Raw genomic sequence first — 22,582 nt, forward strand, 5'->3', positions numbered from 1 at the left:
ATGGCGCTTAGCGAGATGCAGGAGCGTTTTTGTCAGTTTTATGTCGGTGAATGCCGTGGCAACGGGACTGAGGCAGTCGTCCGCGCCGGGTATACTGAGAATAGAAGTTCTACCGCTGTTATTGCCAGCCAGAACTTAAGGAAGCTTAATATTATCAGTCGTATCAAGGATTTAAGACGTGAAGCACTCGAAGCCTCCGGCTTTGATAAGGAGCGGGTGCGTGAGGCGATAATGCGGCGAATGATGGGGATCGTGAGCACGAGCCTGACGGATATCGTGCATATTTCACCCAGCAGGGACGATCCTCACCGCGGTGAGATATTAAAAGAGCTTGCTGAGAAGAACGGCGGCCAGCAGATACTTGATTTCGGCGAGCTGCTTTTTGTGCCGACGACGGGGCTGACCGATGAGGCGGACGGCGCGATCAAGAAGTTCAAGGCGATTCAGCCGACGGAGCATTCCGACGGCGGTCTTGAGGTGGAGATGCACGACCCCATTGCCGCCGCGCGTCTGTTGGCGGAGATATCGGGGCTCAAACAGCCGGATACGGAGGTAAACGTGAATGTCTCTCCGGCGGTGATTTTACAGCAGGTGGAGGCCCGCAAGGCGGGGGCGAGCGCCAATGGATAACGGTCTTGTAGAACTGGTGGAGCGCTGGCGTGATTCTCCTCGCGATTTTGTGATCGAGTGTCTTGGCGCAACGCCTACGGAGCAGCAGCGGGCGGTGCTTGATACGCTTGCAAGCCCGGGCGCTAAGATTACGATTCGTTCCGGGCACGGAACTGGAAAGAGTACGCTGTTTGCCTGGACTGCTTTGTGGGCGCTTTGCTGTTTTTTAGATGTTAAGGTTCCGGTTACAGCTCCTACGGCGCACCAACTGTCGGATGTTTTGTGGGCGGAAATCAAGAAATGGCACGGGAGTATGCTTGAGCCGTGGAAGAGCTCTATTAAGTTTAAAGCAGATAAGATTATTATGGAGAATTCGCCGGGGTTTGTGGCGGCACGCACCGGAAGGAAGGAAACGCCGGAAGCTTTGCAGGGGTTTCACGCGAAGAATTTAATTTTCCTCATAGATGAAGCGTCCGGCATTCCGGAGCAGGTTTTTGAGACTGCAAGAGGTTCTCTTTCGACGCCTGGGGCACGTATCTTAATGGCGGCGAATCCTACACGTCTGACTGGATATTTTTATAATTCGCATCACAAGAACCGAGACTTATGGTCGCGGTTTGTTTTTTCGTGTGTCAACAGTCCCAACGTGGATGCTGAATATGTGAAGCAGATTGCCGAGGAGTACGGGGAGGACAGCGATATGTACCGCGTGCGCGTGCTGGGGGAGTTTCCGCACGCCTCTGTCTCGCAGTTTATGCCCGGCGACGTCGTAGAGGCGGCGATGGGGCGATGTTTGGCGGCGACCGTTCGGTTATTTTTCTGAGGCAGGGGCTTTACAGCAATATTCTCTATCAGGTGCGCGGCAACACCCCAGAGACGCTGGCGGCTCACGCGGCCAGGCTCTATGACGAATACAAGGCCGACGCGCTCATCGTGGACGCGACTGGCGTCGGCGAGGCGGTTATGAGTTCTCTCCGCCTGATGAACCGCTCTCCCATCGCCTTTTACGCCGGCGAGAGATCCCTTCTTCCCAACTGCGTCAACAGGCGTACGGAGGTCTGGTATAAGATGCGCGAGTGGTTTCGCTCTGGCGGAGCGATACCGGATGATTCCGATCTGCGAGACGACCTTGTGGGGCCGGAGTTTCAGTACACACACGGCAGCCACAAGATTCAGCTCGAACGCAAGCAGGATATGGCGAAGCGCGGACTTGCCAGTCCGGATCTTGCCGACGCGCTGGCGGTTACTTTCGGCGCGGAGGTTCAGGCGAAGAGGATGAACGCGGCAGGTCCCGGTATTCAGAATTTGCGGAGCGCATGGAAGCCGACGGATATGAAGAGCCGAAGGTATAGAGCTCTGGACAGGAGGCGGTGAGATGACGTGAGCGGCGTTGTCTGTCAGTTTAAAGGAGTTTTTATAGAAGGGAGGAGAAAAGATGTGTACAAGTTCACCAAAGGTTCCAGATCCCGCGCCTCTGCCGCCGCAGGTCGAGGAGCCCTCTAAGAGCGTCGGCGAGGCTAATACCGGCGCCAGGGATACGACTAGAAAGAAAAGGGCTGCCGGTCTCTCGCGAAGCGACACTCTGCTTACGGGGGATTCTTCTCTGGGAACGGCCCCGGGGCAGAAGAAGACGCTCTTAGGTGGCTGAGATGCCGGATATCAGGCGCATTAAGGCCAGGCTGGAGGGGCTCAAGAAGGAACGGCAGCGGAATCTTATACTCACCACAAATTACTTATTCCCTATTTAGGTTTTGAATGTTAAAAGATAACTATAAAAAGTACTATAACAGTTAATGTATACTTAATTTGCTATTTGTATATCTGTATATTTTAAAAATTTGCGAAGTTAGCGTCTCCACCAGACATTATTATCAAGCCCCCGCAAGGGGGCTTGTTTCGTTTTTATGACTTCTCAAACATTGTGTAACGCTGATCAGACTGTGATTTTTACTTTAATAATCTTACCTGCTGGACTATCTACAGAGCTACGGCCTGCATACCTTGCAGGGCCGGTGACCGTCGTTTATCGCCTCGTCTCTTGTGCTGTAATAGACGGCGTTCTCCGGGGATATCTTCTTTGCCCAGCGGCAGCTAAGCGTATGAAAGGGCTTATTATGACGCGAGGCGACATACTTTTCTCCGGCGGCGCATAGGGCTGCCGTCATAAGTATCGCCAGTATGACGATGGCTGTGGTCAGCCTTTTCATTTTTTTGCCTCCCTCTCTACAGTTGAAGGTACGGAATATTCTTGTTGTGCTCTGCCAATATACCAACTATAGCATAATAAAGCGCGGCGAGATATTTTCTTTGGGAATGCCGGCAATAAAAATATCCGAGTATTTTTCCTTTGATCTGTGAAATTGTCACCCTTGTATCTAGTATTTCGTGAAATTTTATGTCATACTTAAACGTGCACTTTAACGACGGCCGGAGGTGACGGGGCGAAGCCCCTGCTATGAAAAGAGAGAATAAGATACTTATTATTGACTGCGGTTCACAATATACACAGCTGATAGCCAGACGCGTACGCGAGCTGGGTGTTTACAGCGAGATACTTTTCTGGGATTCACCGATAGAGAAGCTCAGAGAATCAAATCCGACAGGAATTATAATTTCCGGCGGCCCGCGCAGCGTACTTGACGGCGACGCGCCCGCCGTCCCGATGGAAATCCTTAACGCCGGCGTCCCCGTGCTGGGGATATGCTACGGCATGCAGCTGCTGGCGCATCAGTTCGGCGGCGCAGTCGAGCGCGGCAGCTCAGCGGAATATGGGCGCGCGGCGGTAGAAGTTGATGAGGGACGCCTCTTTACACGCTGCGGCGGCGATAAAAAACTGACGGTCTGGATGAGCCATTGGGATGAGGTAAAGAGACTCCCAGATGGTTTCAAGGTCACGGCGCGCAGCGAGAGCGGCGCGATGGCGGGCTTTGAATCGCCTGACGGCCGCGTGACGGCACTGCAGTTCCATCCGGAGGTGGCGCATACGCCTAAGGGACAGGAGATCCTCTCCGCGTTTCTCTTTGATATCTGCGGCTGCACTGCAGACTGGACGCTTGGCAATGAATGGATAGACCATGAAATAGAAAAAATACGTGCGAAGGTCGGCGGCGGAAAGGTCATCTGCGGCCTCTCCGGCGGCGTCGATTCGACCGTCTCGGCGGTGATCACGCAGCGCGCCGTCGGCAGCCAGCTCCACTGTATCTTTGTCGACCACGGGATGCTCCGTAAAGATGAGGGGCGGCAGGTCATGGAGACATACCGCTCGCTGAACCTCAATGTGCATTTCGTGGACGCCAGCGAGCGCTTCCTGACCGCCCTCGCCGGAGTGACGGAGCCGGAGCGCAAGCGTAAGATCATCGGCGAACTCTTCATCCGCGTATTTGAAGAAGAGGCGCGCCGCCTCGGCGGCTCCGACTGGCTGCTGCAGGGGACGATCTACCCCGACGTCGTAGAGAGCGGGCACGGCGGCGGCGGCGTTATCAAGAGCCACCACAATGTCGGAGGCCTGCCCGACGATATGAAGATGGGACTGCTTGAGCCGCTGCGCGACCTCTTTAAGGACGAAGTGCGCCGCGTCGGCAAGGTGCTCGGCATTGCGCCGCATTTCCTTGGACGCCACCCCTTCCCCGGACCGGGACTGGCCGTGCGCTGCCTTGGAGAGCTTAAAAAAGAGCGTCTCGACATTCTGCGTGAGGCGGACGCGATATTTATTGAAGAGACCCGCAAAGCGGGGCTATATGATTCCATCTGGCAGGCCTTCTGCGCTCTGCTGCCGGTGCGCAGCGTCGGCGTGGTCGGCGACGTGCGCACCTACGGCGAAACGATCGCGCTGCGCGCCGTCTCCTCGCTGGACGCTATGACGGCGGAGTGGGTGCATCTGCCCTACGAACTGCTCGACACAGTCTCGCGCCGCATCTGCAACGAAGTCCCGCAGGTCAACCGCGTGGTGCTTGACGTAACCTCCAAGCCTCCGGCAACTATTGAGTGGGAGTGAGTTTTTGAAACTCCGAACCCGTTGCGGCACAACGATTTTGCGGTTTTATATCTCTCTTTTGATAACGATTTGATAACGCTCCCCATAGGCCGTATCATTCTGTATCCCCAGTGGATTGCGGGTAAAGAATGTTCTTTTGCGGCTTATAAGTGAGGACAACCATATTAGAAAGCCCTTACCGATGGCAACGTCGGTAAGGGCTTTTGCTGTCTATTCATCAGTATCGGGGCTATCTTTGAGTGCATCCACCAGGAAATCACTCAATTCCTGTGAGGGAACTTTTGCCCACCGCAGGGTGGTGTCGTACTTGGGGTAGTTGTACCGCCAGCGGTCATAGTCCTCCCTGGTGATCTCCCCGGCCTCCAGCTTCTTGGCCTGCTCCGCCCAGGCGGACAGCATATCAAGCATATTGGCATAGGTCTTGCCTTTGGATTTGTCCAGACGCAGACAAACCTCGCCGTCAATCTCCCCAATAGTCAGCCCCCGAATATCCTCCAAAGCAAAGAGGGTGTGCATCAGGCCGATGTCGGTATCTATGTCAGGGACGGTCAGGGCATCAGGGGAAATATCAAAGAAGTCAGCCAGGGTCTTTGTCAGGTCGGCCTTGGGGGTGCGGCTCCCGGTTTCATACTGTGCCATACGCACATCGGCGGAGCGTTCCGGGAAACCCACCACCATGCCAAGATACTTCTGTGTGATGCCCTTCATGTTGCGGAAGAAACGAATACGTTCACCAATCGCCATAACTGCCAACTCCAATCTATGTAATGGGGACACTTGAAGTATAACAGATATGTTTAGACCAGTCAAGAGAAAAATAAATAAATTTGTTTATATTTTCTCGTTGGAAGGTCTTGACATAACGGAATAGAGTTAGTATAATAGGACTACGTTAAGCAAATAGCGTTAAATCAAAAGAAAGGAGGAATCCATATGGAGAACAGATTCATCCGGGCGGAAGAAGTTGCGGACGAGCTGGGTGTATCGAAGCCCTACGCCTATAAACTCATCCGGCAGCTCAACGAAGAATTGAAGGACAAGGGCTTCATCACCATCGCAGGGCGGGTCAACCGCCAGTATTTCAACGAACGGCTCTACGGGGCCAGAAAGGAAGGGAACTAAATGCCAGTCTTTAAGGACGAAGCAAGAGGAACATGGTACGTCATGGTGCGGTATCAGGACTGGACGGGGGAGCGCAAACAGAAGTGCAAGCGTGGCTTTGCCACCAAACGGGAGGCCCAGGAGTGGGAGCGCAGTTTCCAGATGCAGACCTCCGGCGACCTGGATATGACCTTTGAAGCCTTTACCGAGCTTTACACCAAGGATATGAAACCCCGGCTCAAGGAGAACACCTGGCTGACCAAGGAGAACATCATCCAGAAGAAAATTCTGCCCTACTTTGGCAAGCGGAAGATTAGCGAGATCACCACCAAGGACGTGATCGCATGGCAGAACGAGTTGCTGGCCTACCGGGACGAGAAGCGCAAGCCCTACTCGGCTACCTACCTCAAAACCCTGCACAACCAGCTTAGCGCCATCTTCAATCACGCTGTCCGCTTCTATGAGCTGCGCTCCAATCCCGCCGCCAAGGCTGGGAACATGGGGTCAGAGGAACGGAAGGAAATGCTGTTCTGGACGAAAGCGGAGTACCAGAAGTTTGCAGATGCCATGATGGACAAGCCCGTTTCCTACTACGCCTTTGAAATGCTCTACTGGTGTGGTATTCGGGAGGGGGAACTGCTGGCCCTGACCCCGGCAGACTTTGACTTTGAGGCCGGGACGGTGAAAATCAGCAAGTCCTATCAGCGGCTCCACGGCAAGGACGTCATTACCACGCCAAAGACGAAGAAAAGCAACCGCACCATTAAAATGCCCAACTTCCTCTGTGACGAGATGAAGGATTACCTGGGGATGCTCTACGGTATCAAGAAGAAGGAGCGCATTTTCACCATCACGAAAAGCTATCTCCACCATGAGATGGACAGAGGGGCGAAGTCGGCAGGGGTCAAGCGTATCAGAATCCACGACCTCCGGCATTCGCACATCTCACTTCTGATTGACATGGGCTTCTCCGCTGTGGCGATTGCTGACCGTGTGGGGCATGAGAGTATCGAGATCACCTATCGCTATGCCCACCTGTTTCCGTCCAAGCAGACGGAAATGGCAGACAAATTGGACTTTGAAAGGATGGGAGCGTAATGTCAGCTAAGAATTTGGACACTCACAACCGCTGGAGGAACAAGACCGTGGCCTTCCGGGTATCCCCGGAGGAAAACAAGCAGATTGACGCCGCTGTGCGGCTCTCTGGCCTGACGAAGCAGGACTACATCACCCGGCGGCTCTTAGACCGGGCCGTGGTGGTGCAGGGCAATCCCAGGGTCTACAAGGCCCTGCGTGACCAACTCGCCGCCGTCCTGGGGGAACTGCGGCGCATTGAGGCCGGGGGCGACGTGGGGGATGAACTTCTCGCCACCATTGACCTTATCTCAGTGACGCTGGGCGGCATGAAGGAGGATTGATAGATTGATGGATTCCAGAGAAACGAAAAGGACTGTCCCGGTTCCGTCTGTTGGCGCAGACGGGGAACAGCCCAATTCTCAAACAACTACCCAAAGTATAGCAGAGGAAACGGCTGAAAACAACCCCCAAGAGAAAGATTTAGAGGAAATGCTCCGGGATATGCGGCGCATGAACGACCCAGCCTACCTCCACACAGTTTCCATGAACGACCTTTACCAGAACATCTACCAGAGCAGACCGCCCGTAATAGACGGTCTGCTCTACCCTGGGACGTACCTCTTTGCGGGAGCGCCCAAGGTGGGCAAGTCGTTCCTGATGGCCCAGCTTGCCTACCATGTCAGCATGGGCCTCCCCCTGTGGGGCTACCCTGTCCACAAGGGGACTGTCCTCTATCTGGCGTTGGAGGACGACCACCGCCGCTTGCAGGGGCGGCTATACCGAATGTTCGGCACAGAGGGCACCGACAATCTGCTCTTTGCGGTCTACGCCAAACAGCTTGGCGTTGGCCTGGAGGAACAGCTAAAGAAGTTCGTCCGGGAACACCCGAACACCAAGCTGATTATCATTGACACCCTCCAGAAAATCCGGGAGGCTGGTGGGGATAAGTACAGCTACGCCAACGATTACGAGGTGGTGGGTAAGCTGAAACGCCTTGCCGATGATTGCGGCGTCTGCCTCCTGCTGGTACACCACACTCGAAAGCAACAGGCAGATGACAAATTCGATATGATCTCCGGCACCAACGGTCTGCTGGGAGCGGCGGACGGGGCCTTTCTTCTTCAAAAGGAGAAGCGGACAGACGGCAGCGCCGTTCTGGACGTGGCCGGGCGTGACCAGCAAGACCAGCGATTCTATCTTACCAGGGACAAGGAACGGCTGATATGGACGCTGGAGCGTACGGAAACGGAGGCATGGACAGAGCCGCCCGACCCGGTGCTGGAGGCCATAGCCGCCCTTGTGACGGCGGAGAAGCCGACCTGGGGTGGTACGGCCACCGAGCTGGTAGCGGCGCTCCAGACCGACATGAAGCCCAACGCCCTGGCGATGCGGCTAAACGTCCGGGCCGGGAAGCTGCTGATAGACTACCACATCCGCTATGAGAACAGCAGGAGCCACGCCGGGAGAAGTATCAGCCTGACGCTGGAACCGTCCCAGGCGTGACGACCGTGACGGCTGTGACGGCTTTTTTGAGAGTGGCGGCGGTGTCTGAAACATCGTCACGGTCGTCACGGCTGTCACGGGGAGCAGCAAAGTTTAGGCGGGGTGCAGGGTGCCCTTTTCAAAGGGCGGCCCTGCTGGGGGAGGCAACCGCAGTTGCCGGGGGCAAAGCCCCCACACCCCCTCGGAGAGCCCACGACACTTTGCAGACCGAAGGGATGAAAGTGTCATAGTAGGTTATTACACTTCCTGCAGGAAGTGCCTCCCCCGAACCCCCGTCCTCTTTCAACAACCCAACATCTGAAACAGGAGGATTTTTGCCTATGGCGAGAGGCGACGGTATTGACCGTACCAACGCAAGAAATATGAGGCTGACCGAAACCAAGATCGGTAACACCCAGCAGCACAACGAGCGTGAGAAGGATTCCTATGTCAATCAGGACATTGTACTGGAGCGGACGCCGCTCAATGTCCATTTCAAAACCCCGTCTGCCGGGTATCGGGAGATGTTTGCTCAAATGGAGGCCGACGGCGTGATCTCCACCCGTGGCATCAAGGAGGATGCCTTTCGATACGGTGAGTTGGTCTTTGATGTAAACTCCGCTTACTTCTACAATCACGGCGGGTATGACTTCGCAAAACAATTTTACACCGAAGCCTATAAAGCCGCAATCAAAATCGTGGGCGGAGAGCAGTATATTTTGTCGGCGGTCATGCACGCTGACGAGCGCAACCGGGCCATGTCCGAGGCGCTGGGGGAGGACGTGTACCACTACCACCTCCATGTGGTTTATATCCCGGTAGTGGAGAAGGAGATACGCTGGACAAAGCGGTGCAAGGACAAGTCCCTGGTGGGCAAGGTCAAGGAAACGATCATGCAGGTGAGCATGAGCAAGAAGTGGGCGTCCAAGCCCATTCTGGACGAAACTACCGGGGAGCCGTTACGCACAGCTAAGGGCAAACCCGTTCTACGAAAGTCGTACAGTGTCCTGCAAGATGATTTCTTTGAGCATATGCGCTCCGCTGGCTATGACGATGTAGAGCGTGGGGAACGTGGTAGTTCCGAAGAACATTTGACTGTTACGCAGTTCAAGACGGAGCGTGAGCAGGAACGGCTTGCACAGCTTCAAGAGGTGTCGGCGCTGGCCCAGGTTGAGGCCGACAAAAAGAATAAGGAGGCAGCATCAGCTGAGAAGAAAGCGGCCCAGGCCAGGGCTAAGCTGGACGATGTAGCGCCCTTGCTCAAGGGCATGGAGAAACTGGCGGCGGACTTCTCCGACGACCCGGAGCGGACGCTGCCGGAGGCGGGGCCGCTGGAATCGGCCAAGTCCTACCGGGAGAAAAAGGCCAAGCCCCTTTGGGAGAAGATCGTCAAGGTGCTGCGCTCCGTCTACCGGGCCTACTTCGACCTCAAGAGCAAGTTTGAGCGGTTGCAGAGCGCCTATGATCGTGAGGTCAGTAAGAACGGCTCCCTGTCAGCCAGGATTTATGAGGTTTGTGCCGAGAGGGACGGCTTGAAAGGGCAAGTCAGGGACTATGAGCGGGTCAGACGGGCCATTGGCCCGGAACAGGCGGACAGGATACTGGAGGCAGCTTACCAGCAGGAACAGGTCGAAAAGGAGCAGAAATGGGGTGCAAGGTCAAAAATAAGGGTAGGCGCACGATAATCACAAAAAATGGAGGTAATTTCATGGAAAAGTACATCTTTGACGAGGGCAACGGTCTGTGGTATGAGTTGCAGAGGGACTAACAATATTCGGGCGTGTGCGGCGGAAATCGTGGACACAGAAATTATTTGCGCATGAGGCCCCAAATCGGAGGGTGTCCCGGTGAATGCCCTCCTGATTTATTTGGGACAGCGGGTAAAAACTTCTTGCATTTTAGAGTGTGCTATGCTATACTGCTGTCATCCTGATTTGAGGAGTCTATTCAACATGCGGCAAGGTATTCTTAAATAAAATTTGATAATGGGCACAAAAATAATTGCCCCTTGCAGGGGCTTGGTTTTTGTACCCAATTTAAGAATGCTTTTGCCTTTTTATCAAATATCGTGACGGATAACGGCTCATGTTAGCTGAATGCGTTTCTATGTATCCGAAGTCATGATCCCCAGCGGTAAAAGTATTTGCCGCTGGGGATTTTTGCGCCCTTTTGGGCCTTGTATGGAGGATAGACATGAACATTATCAATATCGGGATTCTTGCCCATGTAGATGCGGGCAAGACGACACTGACAGAAAGCCTGCTGTATGCCAGCGGAACCATTTCAGAGCCGGGGAGCGTCGAAAAAGGGACAACGAGAACGGACACTATGTTTTTGGAGCGGCAGCGTGGAATTACCATTCAAACGGCAGTCACTTCTTTCCAGTGGCACAGTTGTAAAGTCAACATTGTGGATACTCCCGGCCACATGGATTTCTTGGCAGAGGTATACCGCTCTCTGGCCGTTTTGGACGGGGCCATCTTGGTGCTCTCCGCTAAAGATGGCGTGCAGGCCCAGACCCGAGTTCTGTTCCATGCCCTACGGAAATTGAACATCCCCACCATTATCTTTATCAACAAGATCGACCAGGTTGACATTGATTTGGAGGGCGTATATCAGTCTGTTCGGGATAAGCTCTCCGCCGATATTATCATCAAGCAGACGGTATCGCTGTCCCCGGAAATAGTTCTGGAGGAAAATACCGACATAGAAGCATGGGATGCGGTCATCGAAAATAACGATGCATTATTGGAAAAGTATATCGCAGGAGAACCAATCAGCCAGGAAAAACTTGCGCGGGAGGAACAGCGGCGGGTTCAAGAAGCCTCCCTGTTTCCGGTCTATCATGGCAGCGCCAAAAAGGGCCTTGGCATTCAACCGTTGATGGATGCGGTGACAGGACTGTTCCAACCGATTGGGGAACAGGGGAGCGCCACCCTATGCGGCAGCGTTTTCAAGGTTGAGTACACCGATTGCGGCCAGCGGCGTGTCTATCTGCGGCTATACAGCGGAACGCTGCGCCTGCGGGATACGGTGGCCCTGGCCGGGAGAGAAAAGCTGAAAATCACAGAGATGCGTATTCCATCCAAAGGGGAAATTGTTCGGACAGACACCGCTTATCCGGGCGAAATTGTTATCCTTCCCAGCGACAGCGTGAGGTTAAACGATGTATTAGGGGATCAAACCCGGCTCCCTCGTAAAAGGTGGCGCGAGGCCCCCCTCCCCATGCTGCGGACGACGATTGCGCCGAAAACGGCAGCGCAAAGAGAACGGCTGCTGGACGCTCTTACGCAACTTGCGGATACTGACCCGCTTTTGCGCTGCGAAGTGGATTCCATCACCCATGAGATCATTCTTTCTTTTTTGGGACGGGTGCAGTTGGAGGTCGTTTCCGCTTTGCTGTCGGAAAAATACAAGATTGAAACAGTGGTAAAGGAACCCACCGTCATTTATATGGAGCGGCCGCTCAAAGCAGCCAGCCACACCATCCATATCGAGGTGCCGCCCAACCCGTTTTGGGCATCTATCGGACTGTCTGTTACACCACTCCCGCTTGGCTCCGGCGTACAATACGAGAGCCGGGTTTCGCTGGGATACTTGAACCAGAGTTTTCAAAACGCTGTCAGGGATGGTATCCGTTACGGGCTGGAGCAGGGCTTGTTCGGCTGGAACGTAACGGACTGTAAGATTTGCTTTGAATACGGGCTTTATTACAGTCCAGTCAGCACGCCGGCGGACTTCCGCTCATTGGCCCCGATTGTATTGGAACAGGCATTGAAGGAATCGGGGACGCAGCTGCTGGAACCTTATCTCTCCTTCACCCTCTATGCGCCCCAGGAATACCTTTCCAGGGCTTATCATGATGCACCGAAATACTGTGCCACCATCGAAACGGCCCAGGTAAAAAAGGATGAAGTTGTCTTTACTGGCGAGATTCCCGCCCGCTGTATACAGGCATACCGTACTGATCTGGCCTTTTACACCAACGGGCAGAGCGTATGCCTTACAGAGCTAAAAGGGTATCAGGCCGCTGTCGGCCAGCCGGTCATCCAGCCCCGCCGTCCAAACAACCGTTTGGATAAGGTGCGCCATATGTTCAGTAAGATTCCTTGATACGCCACAGCAAGGATGGTTATTGCATTTCCCTGCCTTTCGTGGTAAAATGTAGTTGTAAACCACCAGAGAAAACAACAACCCTGCTACCCCCCGTTATCACCACCGATAACAATTTGATAACAGCCCATCGTATAGGGCTGGATAATATGGACACATCAAATAATCAAAAAAATGAGGTATCAAATTTATGAAGCAAAATCCGTTAAATATGATGCCCAACAACGAGTGGGAATAACACCATACACAACAAAGATACGGCCTTCCGCAAACAGGGAGGCCGTTTTTTATTGCTGCCGCATTGTTTCGCCTCTTTATCTTTCTTGCAATTAGACCGACGGCGTGTCATAATGAGTAAGGTTAATCTTAATAACGTATTTTTAATAATAATTAATGAAAGATACCCTTTCTGAGGAGTTTTTTGCTATGCGCGGACGCGTATTATCTCCTTTTGTTATATTTTGTTTAGCTGCACTGTTTTTGTTTTCCCAGTTTTTTTCTTCCGAGGCGTATGCTCAGCGGCGTCTGCGCGTGGGATTTTTTCATTTTGACGGCTATCATATGGAGGACGAACAGGGAAACAGGTCCGGTTATGGATATGAATATTTGCAGCACATGCTGTTATATGCGGACTGGAAGTATGAATATGTCGGGTACGACAAAAGCTGGAGCGAGATGTTGGGCATGTTGGAGCGCGGTGAGATCGATATCCTCACGTCGGCGCAAAAGACTAAGGATCGTGAGAAACGCTTCGGTTTTTCAAAGAACAGCATAGGCAAAAGTAAGACCATCGTCACCGTAAAATCAGGAAACACAAGGTATATGAGCGGCGATTGGCGGAAGTGGTCCGGCATCCGGGTCGGCATGCTAAAAAATAATTCGCGCAACGAGAGCTTCGCGGCGTTCGCGCGGGAAAAGGATTTTTCATATGTCCCCGTCTATTTTAACGATATGCAGAAGATGCTGCGGGAGCTTCAGGAGGGTGGTTCCATCGACGCCGTCGTTACCAGTAATCTGCGCGCGACCAGCAGCGAGTGGGTCGTCGCCGAATTCTCTCCGTCTCCATTTTATATAATTACCCGCAAAGAGGACTTCGCCCTGCTGCATGAGATAGACGACGTCCTTTCCAAGCTGCAGGCTGACGACGTCACTCTGGAAGAATCCCTGATGGACAAATTTTATACGCCTAAAAACGGCTCCGAGCTCCCATTCACGGTTGAGGAACGGAAATATATAGAGAATGCGCGCCGCAGCGGCAGGCGGTTCAAGGCCATGTTAAATCCAGAGTGGGAACCGTTTTCCTACCGTGACGAGCAGGGGCGTCCCGCGGGGGCTTTTGTTGAAATTGCCAAGCTGATCGCCGCGCGCAGCGGGCTGGAGTTTGAATTTATCACCACAGCGAACAGAGAGGAGCATTTAAAAAAGAAAGAGAGCCGTGAGGCAGACATTATTCTGGATCTCCGCTGCGATTACAATATGGCGGAGAAAAGGGGCTATCGGCTGACAAATCCCTATATCCACCTGAACGTTACAAAACTTTCTCTGAAGAATAATCATGGGGACATGAAAACGGTCGCCGCGCTGCGTTTTTCAAACATAACCGAGCAGTTTATAAAGACGTATTTTCACGAAAAAGACATCGTATTTTATGATACCCAGCAGGAGTGCGTGGACGCGGTGCTGGCTGGGCGTCAGGACTGCCTGTTCCTCTACGCGGGCGGCGCCCAGTTAGTGATGAACAGGGATATAACAAACAGCCTCCTCGCCAACGTGATTTACGGGTGGAAGACCTATTATGGAGTAGGGGTTACCTACCGTGAGCCGCCGCTGCTGGCGTCGATCATGGATAAAAGTATGCGCGGCCTCGAGGAGCGCGAGGTAAACGACATTCTCGCCAAGTACACGGCCTTTCCGCACGAAGATCTCTCTCTGAAGGCCTTTCTTTACGGTAACCCTCTCTTCGCCGTAGGGGGGATTTTTGTCCTCTCTATGCTGGCGATAATCCTCGTGCTCTATCTAACGACGCGCAGACGCCGCGCCGAGGCGCTGGCACGCGGCAGGGAGCTAGAGCGGTTTATAACCTACGTATGCGGCGCCAACGACGTAGTCGGCGAGGTGGACGTCTCAAACGGAACAAGGGTGCTGTACGGCGTATCCGACGGCAGGGTCATGCAGCAGACGGAAAGTTACAGCCTCGAAAAAGACCTTCTGCCGCACATTCACCCCGACGACTGCGAAAGGGTTGGGGCGCTGCTTGGAGCCGCCAGTCTCGGCAGACTTGTGGATGAGGGCGGGGCGCTATATTTCGAATGTCGGATGAAAAACGGCGGCGGCCAGTATGAATGGTTTTCTTATACGGTGCTGGCAATGAACAGAGAAAGCGTTTCGAGGACCGGCTTCATGTTCTTCATCCGCTGTATAGAGGAGGCCAAGCGCCGTGAGGATATGAGCCGGCGCGCGCTGGTCGACGCGCTGGAATCAGCGCGCAACGCTTCAAATTCCAAGAGCTCTTTCCTATCAAGGATGTCACACGACATTCGCACGCCGCTCAACGCCATCATCGGCTTTACGGCGATCGCCAGGGAGAGCCTGTCATCGGCGGCGGAAGATAGAAACAAGGCCCTCGGATGTCTTGAAAAGACAGAATTGGCCTCCCGCCACCTTCTGACGATCCTCAACGAAGTTCTTGACATGGCCTCGATCGAAAGCGGGAGGGTAAAGATTGCGGACGTTCCCTTCGACCTCTCCGGGCTGCTGTCGTCCCTCGAAAGCATTTTCTCCACACAGGCGAGGGGAAATGGGGTCGCTTTCTCTGTGGAGGCAAAGGACGTTGCGGGACTGCGCCTTACGGGAGATTCCATGAGGCTGGATCAGATACTGATGAACCTTCTATCCAACGCGGTGAAATTCACTGAGAAGGATGGTCGTGTAGCTCTGACGGCTGAGGTGGTGGCGGTGAAAGAGAATAAAGTCTACATACGTTTCACCGTGGCCGACACCGGCATCGGCATCGCACCTGAGTTTCTCGAACACATATTCGAACCTTTTGAACAGCAGGATAACTCTATCGCCAGACAATACGGCGGTACGGGGCTGGGGATGTCGATAACGAAAAACCTCGTTGGCATGATGCACGGCGCGATAAGCGTATCGAGCATTGTCGGAGAGGGCTCTTCCTTTTCCGTCGAGCTGCCGTTCGGAATATCGGAAGAAAACGGCGGAGAGCCGGCGATTGGCGAGGGAACGCCGGAAGCCGCCGCGGACAAATATGATTTTGGCGGAGCAAGGCTGCTGCTTGCGGAAGATAACGAAATGAATATGGAGATAGCGTCAGAGATACTGAAAAGCGGCGGATTCTCCGTTGACTGGGCGAAAAACGGCGAGGAGGCCGTGCGGCTCTTTGAAGAGTCTCCTGCCGGGTACTATAGCGCCATATTGCTCGACATCCAAATGCCGGTGATGGACGGATATGAAGCGGCGCGCCGCATACGCGCCTCGCGCCACCAGGAGGCGGCCTCTGCCGTGATTATCGCCATGTCGGCCAACGCCTTCGCGGAAGACGTCGCCGCCTCGCTGGCGGCGGGCATGAACGACCATGTGGCGAAACCTATTGATCCCGCATATTTATTCAGGACTCTGCGGAAGTATATCGGCGGCAAAGCCGGTTAGATAGACGCCCGGGCCAGCCATGACGGCCACCGAATACGCCCTGCTCATCGGGGATGAAATCAACGCCCTGATGCAAAGCTGCTGCATAAATGTCGGTTTTTCATTAACGGCTAAGTTATCCGCGATGTCATTGTCTTTTGATTTCACATACTGTATTATAGGTAAAATTACTTAGTAAGCATGCGGTCGGTCAGTAGAATGGATTTTAAAGGAGCAAATATTCATGGAGCCTCAGCGCGATCTAGAATCTGACCATCTCAGGGAGCGGCATATACCGAAGGAGCACGGTGTCCCGCTGGAGATGCTCGGAGTTGGTGTCAGCAAGCATTTATTGGATAAAGATTTGACCGTCTTATGGGCTAACGCCCAGTTTTGCAATGATGCCGGATATACGGAGGAAGAATACCTCGCACAATTTTCCAGTCTGCGCCAGCATTATGAAGAATATCCCGTTGATTTTGAATTACTGCGAAACAAGCTGCGGCACTTGCATGAAGGCTGTGATACTAAAGCTTCGATGACCTGCCGGATGCCTGTCAAAGGCGGCGGCTTCTGCTGGGTCCGCGTAGCGGCAAGAGCCGCCGATGACCTCGTCTCCGGCGTGCCGGTGCTCTGCCTGACGACTGTCAACGTTGATGACATGATCTCCTCTGAAAATGAGAAGAAACAGTATTTTGAGTTCATGATGGAAGAGTATGCGGGAAATATCTATATCAGCGATATGGATACTTACGAGCTGCTCTATTTGAATCAGTGCACTAGTCAACAAAACCTGGACAGTTGACTTGCTTAACTCTGTATAGTAGGGGGGTATCTCGTTACGGAGCCTATGAAACAAACTCTGTAAATAAAGAAATCGCCCAAAAAGGCCTTCTGTGATAAATTAAAATTACTTACAGGAGGCCTTTAAAATGGCAAAAGATAAGAAGATTACTCACAAAGTTCAGATGACAGACGGGAAAAGAGATATCATCAGATACCTACTTCAGGAATACGATATCAAATCTGCAAAGGATATCCAGGATGCGCTGAAAGATCTTCTGGGGGGTACGATTAAAGAGATGATGGAGACTGAGATGGACGAACATCTCGGTTATAAGAAATCTCAGCGTTCAGAAGGCAGCGACTACCGCAACGGATACAAACAAAAGCATGTAAACTCAAGTTTTGGAGAGTTTTGCATAGACGTTCCTCAGGACAGGGAATCCAGCTTCGATCCTAAGATAGTAAGAAAGCGACAAAAAGATATTTCCGAGATAGACCAGAAAATAATATCTATGTACGCTAAAGGAATGACTACCCGTCAGATATCGGCAACGATACAGGATATTTACGGGTTCGACGTTTCAGAAGGCTTCATATCGGATGTGACTGACAAGATAATGCCGCAGATCGAAGAATGGCAGAACAGGGCACTCTCCGAAGTCTATCCCATTGTTTTTATAGATGCGATTCATTATTCTGTCAGGGAAGATAACGCTGTAAAGAAGCTCGCAGCCTATGTAATACTTGGAATCAACAGCAACGGTATAAAAGAAGTGCTTTGTCTGCAGGTGGGAGAAAATGAAAGCGCCAAATACTGGCTGACAGTCCTGAATTCCCTGAAGAACCGTGGTGTAAAGGATATCTTCATTCTCTGTGCAGACGGCCTTAGCGGAATGCGCGAAGCAGTAGAAAGTGCGTTCCCGCAGACTGAATACCAGCGCTGCCTTATACATCAGGTCAGGAGCACTATGAAATATGTGGTTGAAAAAGACCGCAAAGAATTTGCCGCAGACCTAAAAACAATATATCAAGCTCCCGACGAGTCCCATGCGCTGGAAGCGAGGGAGCATGTTGCTGAGAAGTGGGGATTAAAATATGCAAATGCAGTGAAGGGGTGGGAGCGCAACTGGGATACGATCTCTCCGATATTTAAATTTTCTTGCCAGGTAAGAAAGGTCATTTACACGACAAACGCGATAGAAAGCCTTAATTCCACCTATCGCAGGCTCAACAGCCAAAGAAGCGTATTCCCCAGCGCAGGCGCCCTTCTGAAAGCCTTATATCTTGCTACTTTTGAAGCAACCAAGAAATGGAGTATGCCAGTTAGGAACTGGCGCAGTATCCTTGGTGAACTAGCTGTAATGTATGAAGGACGGATGCCTGAATAGGCTAAGAATAATAAAAAGCGGCCAGTGTTTGTATTGACACTGGCCACTTAATAGGTTGATAATTTTGTTATACAGGGATCGTTATTAGCCCTAGTTGTATTGGATTTCTCACAGAAGGTCCATATTTACAGAGTTTTTTTCACACGCCCTCGTTACGTCCTACTCCTAAAACTGCCGTTTCCGCTATACGCCTCCTTATACTGTTTCGGCGTCATGTATCCCAAAGCATAGGCCGGACGCTCTTCATTGAAGAATTTTATGTATTCCTCTATCTCCCGCTCTATGTTTTCTTTGCCTGTTACATGAAAGTCTGTAAACAGCTCCGCTTTCAGCCAGCCGTTTATCGCTTCCATCGCCGCATTGTCCGTAGGAGTTCCGCTTCTGGACATGGAGTGGGCTATATGGTTCAGTTCCAAGATGTCGTTGTATTTCTTGGAGGCGTATACCGCGCCCTGGTCTGTGTGCAGTATCGTCTGCCATTCCGTTTTTTTATCTTTATTCATTATCAGTCCTTCCAGCCCGTCTATGTATGTCATTCTGTCTCCGCGCCTTGAAGACAACGCATGGCTTACTATTTCGTTGTTCCATAGGTCCATATACAGTGTCAGCTCATAGTACGTACCTTTGAAGCAGAATGCCGTCATATCGCTCGCTATGTACTGCATCGGTGAGTATACCGGCAGGCCTGCAAGAAGCAGGTTGGGGAATAATCTGTACGGATTGCCTGGTTTTTTATAACGGTAGTGTTTTGCCTTGCTCTTTATACCGGCAGCCCTGCAACATTTATAGGCGTACGGATCTGAATGGACTATTCCGGTGTCAAGGCGTATCTTCGCGTTAAGCCATCTGTATCCGTGCGACGGATATCTTTTATGATATTCCATAAAGAGCATTACGCTTCTAGCAAAATCCCTCGCTCTTTTGGACGGTTCAAACAGGCTGCGTTTCCAGTTATAGAAGCTGCTTCTGGGAATCCCCGTCACACGGCACAGGATGACTACAGGAAAATACTCGGATAGTTCCAGAATTACTTGGTATTCGAGCTGTCTAAAAGGATATATTCCTTTACCGGACCATCTCCTTTCACCTCGTAGCCTTTTTTTAATCTTGCTTCCGCTACTTTCGCTTTAATCAACTCAACAATGAGTTCTTTTTTTGTCATGGACTCATAATCTGATAGGTCAGGCTGTCTTTCGGAAGGCTTGTAAACATAACTGTCCGAACCGTTTCCGGAAGACTTGGGCGGCAGACTGTTGGAATCACGATACATCCGCATATAGTCCCTAGCCGTGTCGTCGCTGATGCCGTAGGCTTCGGCAGCCTCGTAACGTGTCATTATCCCCTCATAAACTTTTCGTCCGATTTCAAGACGCTCTTCTTTCGTGTATCGCATTACAGGCCTCCTGTGCATATAAACATGGCTCTTGTGCCACAAGATATTATTGTCATGTATAAAAGACAATTATATCTTGTCTCACTTTTACCCCCTATATGTACAGGATTAGTTTAGCAGTGCAATCTTGAACGCTTCAATGAGTGCTTCTCCCGCGAAGCGATGCTCAGGATTTTCGAAGAGGGGAAAAATCAGATATCCCTGCGCCTGCGCCGTCTGACTCCCAGCGGATCTTACCATATGGCAGAGTTCACTGCTAAGCGGATCGACGATCCTGAGGCAAATGAGTGCTGGTGCGTACTTGTCTTTCGTGACGTCCAGGAGGAATATCTGCTGGAACAGCGGCGGAATGTCGAGACCAGCCAGCTGGCGACCGCCGCCCAGACTGCTTACCAGATGTTGATCGCGGTAAACCTGACGCAGAATACCTATCACATGTTGGAATATAACCGTTTCCCCGTTAAAAGACCGGTTGCCGAGGGCTGTTTCGACGATCTTATACAAACAGAATTATCCACGGTACACCCTGATTACCGAGATGAATTTATTGGAAAATTCATGCGCGCCTCTCTCTGTGATGTCTTTTCACGCGGAGAGCTCCTTGTGACGATGACGGTGCCCCATCTCGGAGACGACGGCGCCTATCACTGGTATTTTACCCAGGTGGTGCAGGTAAAAAGCCCCTATACCGACGACATGATAGAGATTACGCTGTCAAGGAACATCGACGATGAACGCCGGATGCAGGAGGAGGCTCTGGAGAAGGAGCGTCAGGCGAAACAGTTGCTGGAAGACGCCCTGCAAAAGGCGGAAAACGCCAGCAAGGCCAAGAGCTCCTTTCTCTCGCGCATGAGCCACGACATTCGTACGCCGATGAACGCGATCGTCGGAATGACCGAACTGGCGAAGCTGCATATCGGTGATGAAGAGCGGCTGCGCGGGTATCTCGAAAAGATCGCCGCCTCCGGCGCGCACCTGCTTGGCCTCATCAATGAAGTTCTGGATGTCAGCAAGATAGAGAGCGGAACAGTTGAGCTGGAGGAGGCCGAATTTGACCTCTGCCGCCTGCTGGACGAGGCGGTGGAGCTGATACGGCTATCCGTTGAGAAGAAGGGGCAAATAGTATCCGTTCATACCGGCGAGGGGCTGCATCAGCTGGTACTCGGTGACGAGAGACGTCTGAAGCAGGTGCTGGTCAATATTCTTGAAAATGCCTCCAAGTACACCGGTGAGGGCGGCAGGATATCTTTGTCGGTGGATGAACTTGATAAAGGGGAGTCAACGGTGGGTACATACCGCTTCGTGGTCGAGGATAACGGGATCGGCATGAGTCCTGAATATATAGAGCATATCTTTGAACCGTTCAGCCGCGCCGACGACAGCCGGACCAATAAGATCATGGGTACCGGTCTGGGTATGACGATTGTCAAGAACATTGTCTCAATAATGGGCGGCGACGTCCGTGCGGAGAGTGAGTACGGAAAAGGGTCGCGGTTTATTGTCACCCTCTGTCTTGCCAAGAGCGCCGCCGCCGGCGAGGTCACGGCGGAGGGAGCGCATACGGATGAATCTTTCTCCGATCTGCGCGTCCTGCTGGTAGAGGATAACGAGCTCAACCGTGAGATCGCCGCCGAAATGCTTGCTTTGCTGGGCGCGTGGGTGGAGTCTGTTGAGAATGGACGCCTGGCGGTGGAGGCGGTCTGTTCTCATCCGCCCTACTACTATGATATTGTCTTTATGGATATCCAGATGCCGGTATTGAACGGCTATGACGCCGCAAAAGAGATTCGTGGCTGCGGAATGAAAAGTATCGGCGACCTGCCGATAATCGCGATGACTGCCGACGCCTTTGCCGAGGATGCGAAGCTGGCGCGGCTGGCTGGAATGAACGGACACCTTGCCAAACCGATCTCCATCGAACAGCTGAAAGGCGCGTTGTCCGGTTGTGTCGCCTGGAAGCGGCGCAGCCGCGGCGGCGATATTCTCAATATTGGCGATTGATTTCCCTTTGTATGGTGTGACGTCGGGGTTGTAGCTTTATTTATGGAGAGGCGGCGAGTGTAGATGCCGGAGCTGCCGGAGGTTGAGACGGTAAGGCGAATTTTAGAACCGCAGGTCAGGGGCCTGCGGATAGTATCTGTGACGGTCAACCATCCTGCGGTCATCGCACGTCCTTCGCCGGAGGAGTTCTGCCGCCTTACGGCGGGGCGGCAGATTTCAGGCATGTCGCGCCGGGGAAAATTTCTCTCTCTATGTCTGGAAGGCGGTGGCAGGATCGTGCTGCATCTGCGCATGACGGGTTCCCTTTTGCTGACGCCGCCCGATTATCCTCTGGAAAAGCATACCCACCTAATCTTTTATCTGGACGACGGCAGGGAGCTGCGCTTTACGGACCTTCGCCGCTTCGGGCGCTTCTGGCTGATCGAAAACGGTGAAGATGATATATTCAGCGGCGTTAATCGTCTGGGGCCGGAGCCGCTTGACGGTGATTTCAGCGCCGCCTCCCTGCGGCTGGCCTTCGCGAAGCGGAAAAAAGCCGTAAAAAGCTGTCTGCTAGACCAGGAATTTATCGCCGGTATCGGCAACATATACGCCGACGAAAGTCTTTTCTTGGCAAAGATACGTCCCGACCGTCCCGCCGGCAGCCTCACAATGGCGGAGTGGGAGCGGCTCGCCGCGGCGATAAAAGAGGCGCTGCTGCTTGGCATTGAGGAGAACAGGATGAGTGCGGAGGAGTATCTCGCCGGTAAGGGCCGCGGTTACCGCTCCCGCTATCTGAACGTGTACGGACGTGCGGGCGAGCCCTGCCGCCTATGCGGCGGGCGCCTTTGCCGCTCCGTCGTCGGCGGACGCGGCAGCGTCTATTGCCCGAAGTGCCAGAGGTAGGAAAAATTCACCGTTGCCACGCAATCGAAGGCGGTACTCTTGACCTCTCAGCGGCATCTTTGCCGGTATTTTTCTATGGATATGGAGCGTAAAAAGCTTTATACT

At 52.7% G+C, this 22,582-nt stretch carries 20 protein-coding genes; 16 read left to right on the forward strand and 4 right to left on the reverse strand.

Translation table 11 applies throughout. The annotated features are described in order from the left end of the window. The 4 genes from BED41_RS05730 to BED41_RS05745 all read left to right on the forward strand — a co-directional run bounded on the left by BED41_RS05730 (position 1) and on the right by BED41_RS05745 (position 2,257). Entirely contained in the window at positions 1-630 is a 630-nt protein-coding gene (locus BED41_RS05730; RefSeq protein ID WP_066743959.1) for a terminase small subunit, read from the forward strand. Further along, positions 623-1,432 (forward strand): DEAD/DEAH box helicase family protein, encoded by an 810-nt coding sequence (locus BED41_RS05735; protein WP_066743960.1) that lies wholly within the window; start codon positions 623-625, stop codon positions 1,430-1,432. Before BED41_RS05730 ends, BED41_RS05735 begins: the two co-directional genes overlap by 8 nt. After that, positions 1,399-1,983, forward strand: coding sequence for a hypothetical protein (locus tag BED41_RS05740; protein ID WP_066743962.1), 585 nt, complete (start codon positions 1,399-1,401; stop codon positions 1,981-1,983). The genes BED41_RS05735 and BED41_RS05740 overlap by 34 nt, the downstream gene beginning before the upstream one ends. 61 nt (positions 1,984-2,044) lie before the next feature. After that, entirely contained in the window at positions 2,045-2,257 is a 213-nt protein-coding gene (locus BED41_RS05745) for a hypothetical protein (RefSeq protein ID WP_066743964.1), read from the forward strand. A gap of 337 nt (positions 2,258-2,594) precedes the next feature. On the opposite strand, the gene BED41_RS05750 is transcribed toward BED41_RS05745, so the two are convergent. Beyond that, positions 2,595-2,816: an Ada metal-binding domain-containing protein gene (locus BED41_RS05750; RefSeq protein WP_066743966.1), complete on the reverse strand. Its 222-nt coding sequence runs from the start codon at positions 2,814-2,816 to the stop codon at positions 2,595-2,597. Between the two features lie 248 nt (positions 2,817-3,064). Between BED41_RS05750 and guaA the strand changes: the two genes are divergently transcribed. Further along, positions 3,065-4,603, forward strand: a complete 1,539-nt coding sequence (gene guaA / locus BED41_RS05755) for a glutamine-hydrolyzing GMP synthase (protein ID WP_066743968.1) — start codon at positions 3,065-3,067, stop codon at positions 4,601-4,603. A gap of 210 nt (positions 4,604-4,813) precedes the next feature. Here the strand turns inward: guaA and BED41_RS05760 are convergent, their stop codons facing one another. Continuing rightward, positions 4,814-5,347 carry a helix-turn-helix domain-containing protein gene (locus BED41_RS05760; protein ID WP_019541686.1) on the reverse strand — a complete coding sequence of 178 codons (534 nt, stop codon included), beginning with the start codon at positions 5,345-5,347 and terminating at the stop codon, positions 4,814-4,816. A gap of 189 nt (positions 5,348-5,536) precedes the next feature. Between BED41_RS05760 and BED41_RS05765 the strand changes: the two genes are divergently transcribed. From BED41_RS05765 to BED41_RS05805, 9 genes are all read left to right on the forward strand, one after another. Next, the gene (locus BED41_RS05765) at positions 5,537-5,725 is read left to right on the forward strand and encodes a helix-turn-helix transcriptional regulator (protein ID WP_016412724.1); all 189 of its coding nucleotides are present in this window, start codon (positions 5,537-5,539) and stop codon (positions 5,723-5,725) included. Beyond that, positions 5,726-6,802, forward strand: coding sequence for a site-specific integrase (locus BED41_RS05770; RefSeq protein WP_019541685.1), 1,077 nt, complete (start codon positions 5,726-5,728; stop codon positions 6,800-6,802). After that, entirely contained in the window at positions 6,802-7,122 is a 321-nt protein-coding gene (locus tag BED41_RS05775; protein ID WP_019541684.1) for a plasmid mobilization protein, read from the forward strand. Before BED41_RS05770 ends, BED41_RS05775 begins: the two co-directional genes overlap by 1 nt. Before the next feature lie 7 nt (positions 7,123-7,129). Beyond that, positions 7,130-8,284, forward strand: coding sequence for a helicase RepA family protein (locus tag BED41_RS05780; RefSeq protein WP_031583915.1), 1,155 nt, complete (start codon positions 7,130-7,132; stop codon positions 8,282-8,284). A gap of 320 nt (positions 8,285-8,604) precedes the next feature. Next, complete coding sequence (locus BED41_RS05785; protein ID WP_036376036.1) at positions 8,605-9,948, forward strand: plasmid recombination protein; 1,344 nt, start codon at positions 8,605-8,607, stop codon at positions 9,946-9,948. A 508-nt stretch (positions 9,949-10,456) separates the two neighbouring features. Continuing rightward, positions 10,457-12,376: a tetracycline resistance ribosomal protection protein Tet(W) gene (gene tet(W), locus BED41_RS05790; protein WP_066743970.1), complete on the forward strand. Its 1,920-nt coding sequence runs from the start codon at positions 10,457-10,459 to the stop codon at positions 12,374-12,376. Between the two features lie 531 nt (positions 12,377-12,907). Continuing rightward, positions 12,908-16,045 (forward strand): ATP-binding protein, encoded by a 3,138-nt coding sequence (locus tag BED41_RS05795; RefSeq protein WP_168160236.1) that lies wholly within the window; start codon positions 12,908-12,910, stop codon positions 16,043-16,045. A gap of 223 nt (positions 16,046-16,268) precedes the next feature. Continuing rightward, positions 16,269-16,829, forward strand: coding sequence for a PAS domain-containing protein (locus tag BED41_RS05800; protein ID WP_066743979.1), 561 nt, complete (start codon positions 16,269-16,271; stop codon positions 16,827-16,829). A gap of 127 nt (positions 16,830-16,956) precedes the next feature. After that, the gene (locus tag BED41_RS05805) at positions 16,957-18,198 is read left to right on the forward strand and encodes an IS256 family transposase (RefSeq protein ID WP_066742107.1); all 1,242 of its coding nucleotides are present in this window, start codon (positions 16,957-16,959) and stop codon (positions 18,196-18,198) included. A gap of 152 nt (positions 18,199-18,350) precedes the next feature. On the opposite strand, the gene BED41_RS05810 is transcribed toward BED41_RS05805, so the two are convergent. Together BED41_RS05810 and BED41_RS05815 are read right to left on the reverse strand one after the other, a co-directional pair. Continuing rightward, positions 18,351-19,304, reverse strand: coding sequence for an IS3 family transposase (locus tag BED41_RS05810; RefSeq protein ID WP_437177029.1), 954 nt, complete (start codon positions 19,302-19,304; stop codon positions 18,351-18,353). Beyond that, positions 19,226-19,591 carry a helix-turn-helix domain-containing protein gene (locus BED41_RS05815; RefSeq protein ID WP_066742226.1) on the reverse strand — a complete coding sequence of 122 codons (366 nt, stop codon included), beginning with the start codon at positions 19,589-19,591 and terminating at the stop codon, positions 19,226-19,228. The genes BED41_RS05810 and BED41_RS05815 overlap by 79 nt, the downstream gene beginning before the upstream one ends. 240 nt (positions 19,592-19,831) lie before the next feature. On the opposite strand from BED41_RS05815, the gene BED41_RS05820 reads away from it, so the two are divergent. Together BED41_RS05820 and mutM are read left to right on the forward strand one after the other, a co-directional pair. Beyond that, positions 19,832-21,592, forward strand: coding sequence for an ATP-binding protein (locus BED41_RS05820; protein WP_229712404.1), 1,761 nt, complete (start codon positions 19,832-19,834; stop codon positions 21,590-21,592). Positions 21,593-21,655: 63 nt separating this feature from the next. Then, entirely contained in the window at positions 21,656-22,477 is an 822-nt protein-coding gene (mutM, locus tag BED41_RS05825) for a DNA-formamidopyrimidine glycosylase (protein WP_066743982.1), read from the forward strand. The last annotated feature ends 105 nt before the right edge of the window (positions 22,478-22,582 follow it).

Origin of the sequence: Cloacibacillus porcorum (assembly GCF_001701045.1) — a bacterium.
Taxonomy (GTDB): domain Bacteria; phylum Synergistota; class Synergistia; order Synergistales; family Synergistaceae; genus Cloacibacillus; species Cloacibacillus porcorum.

What these genes read in the sequence shown, in the direction of transcription:
- BED41_RS05760 (WP_019541686.1), bottom strand. Translation starts at nt 5,347, where the DNA reads ATGGCGATTGGTGAACGTATTCGTTTCTTCCGCAACATGAAGGGCATC.
- BED41_RS05800 (WP_066743979.1), top strand. Translation starts at nt 16,269, where the DNA reads ATGGAGCCTCAGCGCGATCTAGAATCTGACCATCTCAGGGAGCGGCAT.
- BED41_RS05785 (WP_036376036.1), top strand. Translation starts at nt 8,605, where the DNA reads ATGGCGAGAGGCGACGGTATTGACCGTACCAACGCAAGAAATATGAGG.
- BED41_RS05745 (WP_066743964.1), top strand. Translation starts at nt 2,045, where the DNA reads ATGTGTACAAGTTCACCAAAGGTTCCAGATCCCGCGCCTCTGCCGCCG.
- BED41_RS05820 (WP_229712404.1), top strand. Translation starts at nt 19,832, where the DNA reads ATGGCAGAGTTCACTGCTAAGCGGATCGACGATCCTGAGGCAAATGAG.
- guaA (WP_066743968.1), top strand. Translation starts at nt 3,065, where the DNA reads ATGAAAAGAGAGAATAAGATACTTATTATTGACTGCGGTTCACAATAT.
- BED41_RS05750 (WP_066743966.1), bottom strand. Translation starts at nt 2,816, where the DNA reads ATGAAAAGGCTGACCACAGCCATCGTCATACTGGCGATACTTATGACG.
- BED41_RS05775 (WP_019541684.1), top strand. Translation starts at nt 6,802, where the DNA reads ATGTCAGCTAAGAATTTGGACACTCACAACCGCTGGAGGAACAAGACC.
- mutM (WP_066743982.1), top strand. Translation starts at nt 21,656, where the DNA reads ATGCCGGAGCTGCCGGAGGTTGAGACGGTAAGGCGAATTTTAGAACCG.
- BED41_RS05735 (WP_066743960.1), top strand. Translation starts at nt 623, where the DNA reads ATGGATAACGGTCTTGTAGAACTGGTGGAGCGCTGGCGTGATTCTCCT.
- BED41_RS05765 (WP_016412724.1), top strand. Translation starts at nt 5,537, where the DNA reads ATGGAGAACAGATTCATCCGGGCGGAAGAAGTTGCGGACGAGCTGGGT.
- BED41_RS05740 (WP_066743962.1), top strand. Translation starts at nt 1,399, where the DNA reads ATGTTTGGCGGCGACCGTTCGGTTATTTTTCTGAGGCAGGGGCTTTAC.
- BED41_RS05805 (WP_066742107.1), top strand. Translation starts at nt 16,957, where the DNA reads ATGGCAAAAGATAAGAAGATTACTCACAAAGTTCAGATGACAGACGGG.
- BED41_RS05770 (WP_019541685.1), top strand. Translation starts at nt 5,726, where the DNA reads ATGCCAGTCTTTAAGGACGAAGCAAGAGGAACATGGTACGTCATGGTG.
- BED41_RS05815 (WP_066742226.1), bottom strand. Translation starts at nt 19,591, where the DNA reads ATGCGATACACGAAAGAAGAGCGTCTTGAAATCGGACGAAAAGTTTAT.
- BED41_RS05780 (WP_031583915.1), top strand. Translation starts at nt 7,130, where the DNA reads ATGGATTCCAGAGAAACGAAAAGGACTGTCCCGGTTCCGTCTGTTGGC.
- BED41_RS05730 (WP_066743959.1), top strand. Translation starts at nt 1, where the DNA reads ATGGCGCTTAGCGAGATGCAGGAGCGTTTTTGTCAGTTTTATGTCGGT.